Below are 4,018 nucleotides of genomic sequence, written 5' to 3' on the forward strand. Positions count from 1 at the left end.
GGGCGGGGTCGGCTACGGCGCGCTCACGACGGCATCCGCGGCGGGCGGCATCCTCGCCACACTCAGCTTCGGCTGGCTGGAGCGGCACGTGTCGTTCGCGACGCTGATGCGGGTGGTGCTCTCGCTCGAAGTGCTCATGCACCTGTCGTTCGCGCTCACCACCACGGGCTGGGTGGCCCTGGTCATCATGTTCTTCTTCGGCGCCTACGCGTTCGTGTGGGGCACGATCTCCACGACCGTGCGGCAGCGCCTCGTGCCCGCCGAGCTGCAGGGGCGCGTGGCCTCCGTCAACATGGTCGGGGTGTTCGGCGGCATGGTCGTCGGCCAGGCGCTCGGCGGCGTGATCGCCCAGGTCTGGGGCCTCACGGCACCGTGGTGGTTCGCGTTCGTCGGCGCGGCGCTCACGCTGCTGTTGGTGTGGAAGCCGATCTCGCAGATCGTGTCGGCGAAGCCCGTGGAAGAACCCGAGAGTCAGTCGGCGAACGAGCCGTAGACCCGCAGGGTGTTCTCGGCCAGCTGGGCGCACAGCTCATCGACCTCGATACCGAGTTCGGCCGCCATGAAGCGCACCGTGATCGGCACGAGGTACGGGGCATTCGGACGCCCCCGCAGCGGCACCGGGGTGAGGAACGGCGCGTCCGTCTCGACCAGGAGGCGATCCAGCGGAGTGACCTTCAGCGCGTCCCGCAGGTTCTGGGCGTTCTTGAACGTCACGTTCCCCGCGAACGACAGGTGGTACCCGGCATCGGCGCAGACGCGCGCCATCGCGTCGTCGCCCGAGAAGCAGTGGAACACCGTGCGCTCGGGGGCGCCGATGCGGCTCAGGGTCTCCAGCACCGCATCGTGCGCATCGCGGTCGTGGATCTGCATCGCGATGCCGTGCTTCTTCGCCAGCGCGATGTGCGCCTCGAACGATTCGAACTGCGGCGCCTGCCGCTCGGGCTCGGTACGGAAGAAGTCCAGGCCCGTCTCGCCGATCGCCCGCGTGCGCGGGTGCGCCGCGAGGTCGTCGATCACCGCGATCGCCTCGTCGAGCCGGCCCTCCTCGGCGTACGTCGGCGCATCGTTCGGGTGGATGGCGACGGCGGCGAGCACGCGCGGATCGGATGCCGCGGCCTCGACGGCCCACCGCGACGACTCGATGTCACCGGAAGCCTGCACGACCCCGGCGATGCCCACCGCCGCCGCGCGGTCGAGCTGCTCGGTCAGCGACAGCGGGTCATCGCCGTCGACGATCTCCAGGTGCGCATGGTTGTCGTACACCGGGACCGTGAGCGGCTCGGGAGCGGCCGGATACTTCAGATCCTTGCGTCCGTCGCCGTCACGGCGCTGCACATAGGTCCCCGACATCTCCGTGACCGACCTTGCTCAGGCCGTGGCCTCCACCCGGGGGAACAGCGGTGCGAGACCGTTGACGCTCGTGCCGGGACGCAGCACACCCCAGGCTCCGGCCTCGCGGATCGGCTGGTCCTGCAGACGGCCCAGGGTCTCGGCGGCACCGAGTGCGACCCAGAGCTTCTCGGTCGACTGCGGCATCACGGGCGAGAGCAGCACCGCGAGAGCACGCAGACCCTCGGCGCAGGTGTACAGCACGGTGCCCAGGCGCGCGCGCTGAGCCTCGTCGCGAGCGAGCGCCCAGGGCTCGTTCTCGGTGATGTAGCCGTTGAGCGCGTCGACGATCGTCCAGATCGACGAGATGGCCTCGTCGATGCGGAACTGCGCGACCGCGGCATCCGCGTTCTTCGCCGCATCCGCCACGATCTTCTGGATCGCGAGGTCATTCTCGGTGTACTCGGCCGCGGGCGGCACGACCCCCTCGAAGTACTTCTCGATCATCGCCGTGGTGCGCGAGGCGAGGTTGCCGAAGCCGTTCGCGAGCTCGGCCTGGTAGCGGGCCGACAGGTCTTCCCACGAGAACGACCCGTCCTGGCCGAACGCGATCGCGGAGAGGAAGTAGAAGCGGTACGCGTCGGAGCCGAACACGTCGGTGATCTCGGTCGGCGCGATGCCGGTGAGCTTCGACTTGGACATCTTCTCGCCGCCGACCAGCAGCCAGCCGTGCGCGAAGACACCCTGGGGCACCTCGAGGCCGGCGGCCATCAGCAGGGCGGGCCAGATCACGGCGTGGAAGCGCAGGATGTCTTTGCCCACCACGTGGTACGCGGGCCAACGGCGCTCGAACGTCTCCTCGTCGGAGCCGTAGCCGACGGCCGTGGCGTAGTTCAGCAGCGCATCGACCCACACGTAGATGACGTGCGACTCGTCCCACGGCAGCGGGATGCCCCAGTCGAAGGTCGAGCGCGAGATCGACAGGTCCTTGAGCCCCTGGCTCACGAACGACACGACCTCGTTGCGCGCCGAATCCGGGCGCACGAAGTCGGGCTGCGTCTTGTAGAGCTCGAGCAGGCGGTCCTGGAACTCGCTCAGCTTGAAGAAGTAGTTCTTCTCCTGCAGCAGCTCCAGCGGCTTCGAGTGGATCGCGCAGACCTTCAGCCCCTCGAAGGGACCGGTGCCGTCGACGATCTCCGACTCGGGCTTGAACTCCTCACAGCCCACACAGTAGAGCGCCTCGTACTCGCCGGCGTAGATGTAGCCGCGGTCGTACAGGCGCTGGAAGAACGTCTGCACGTTCGTCTCGTGGCGCTCCTGCGTGGTGCGGATGAAGTCGTCGTTGGCGACGTCGAGCGTCGTCAGCAGCGGGAACCAGCTCTCGGTGACGAGCTTGTCGACCCACTCCTGAGGGGTGACGTTGTTGGCTGCCGCGGCGCGCAGCATCTTCTGGCCGTGCTCATCGGTGCCCGTGAGCATCCAGGTGTCATCCCCCGCCTGGCGGTGCCACCGTGCGAGCGTGTCGACGGCCACCGTCGTGTACCCGTGACCGATGTGCGGCACGTCGGAGGGGTAGTAGATGGGCGTGGTGATGTAGAAGGATTCGCCTGCGGGCATGGAGCAATTCTAGGTGTCCGGGCACCGGTGGTTACGCGCTCAGGCCACCGAGACGTCGATGCGGTGCCATCCCTGCGCGCCGTCGGGTGCGGGCGGCGCCGGATCCGATGTCTGGGTATCGCCCTCGACGCTGAGCGCCCGGCATTCGACGGTGTGCGATCCGCGCTCCGCGGTCCACGCCAGACTCCACTGCACCCACGTGTCGGTGGAGATGGCGGTCGCGAGCTCGGCACGCTGCCACGGCCCGTCGTCGATGCGCACCTCGACCCCGGCGATGCCGACCTGCTGCTGCCACGCCATCCCCGCGATCACGGTGTCGCCGGCCGGAACGGACTGGCCTCCACGCGGCACATCGATGCGGGACTGCAGCTTGATCGGCCCGCGCTCGGACCATCCCCGTGTGGTCCAGTACGCGGTGGCGCGGTCGAAACGGGTGACCTCGAGCTGGGTGACCCACTTCGTCGCGGACACGTATCCGTAAAGCCCGGGGACCACGAGTCGCGCCGGGAACCCGTGTTCGATCGGCAACGGCTCGCCGTTCATGCCGACGGCCAGTAGCGCGTCGCGGTCGTCGGTGAGCGCCTCGATCGGAGTGGATGCCGTGAAGCCGTCGGACGAGGTCGACAGCACCATGTCGGCGTCAGGATCCACACCCGCGCGGGCGAGCAGCTCCCGCACCGGAACGCCCAGCCAGCGGGCGTTGCCGATCAGCGATCCGCCGACCTCGTTCGACACGCACGCGAGAGTGACGTCGGACTCCTGCATCGGCAGGGCGACCAGCTCGTCCCAGGTGAGGCGCACCTCGCGGTCCACCATCCCGTGGATACGCAGCGACCAGTCGGCCGGGTCGATCCGCGGCACGATCAGCGCGGTGTCGATGCGGTAGAACTCGGCGTTGGGGGTGACGACCGGAGCGAGGCCGGGGATCTCCAGGTCGGCGCCGGCAGGGACCGGCGCCGCCGCTCGCGCCGGCTTCGGCAGCCGCAGCGCGTCACGGACCACCTCGATCGAGCGGGTGGCCCCGCGCGCGACGTTCCCGACGATCAGCAGCACGAGTCCGGCGGCCGCGGGG

The 4,018-nt window shown here is 69.1% G+C and carries 4 protein-coding genes; 1 reads left to right on the plus strand and 3 read right to left on the minus strand.

Features of this window, described 5'->3' with window-relative positions:
* Positions 1–493: MFS transporter (locus tag ACNPM4_RS13205; RefSeq protein WP_448985977.1), on the plus strand; the 493-nt coding region annotated here is incomplete at its 5' end.
* Here the strand turns inward: ACNPM4_RS13205 and ACNPM4_RS13210 are convergent.
* The 3 genes from ACNPM4_RS13210 to ACNPM4_RS13220 all read right to left on the minus strand — a co-directional run.
* A complete protein-coding gene (locus tag ACNPM4_RS13210) occupies positions 472–1,350 on the minus strand; it encodes a TatD family hydrolase (RefSeq protein ID WP_448985978.1) in 879 nt (292 codons plus the stop codon). The two genes, ACNPM4_RS13205 and ACNPM4_RS13210, sit on opposite strands and share 22 nt — an antisense overlap.
* Before the next feature lie 18 nt (positions 1,351–1,368).
* A complete protein-coding gene (gene metG / locus ACNPM4_RS13215; protein WP_448985979.1) occupies positions 1,369–2,946 on the minus strand; it encodes a methionine--tRNA ligase in 1,578 nt (525 codons plus the stop codon).
* 39 nt (positions 2,947–2,985) lie between these two features.
* Positions 2,986–4,018, minus strand: a 1,033-nt coding sequence (locus tag ACNPM4_RS13220; RefSeq protein ID WP_448985980.1) for a molybdopterin-dependent oxidoreductase, incomplete at its 5' end; no start/stop codon positions are given.

This window comes from Microbacterium umsixpiens (assembly GCF_053543675.1).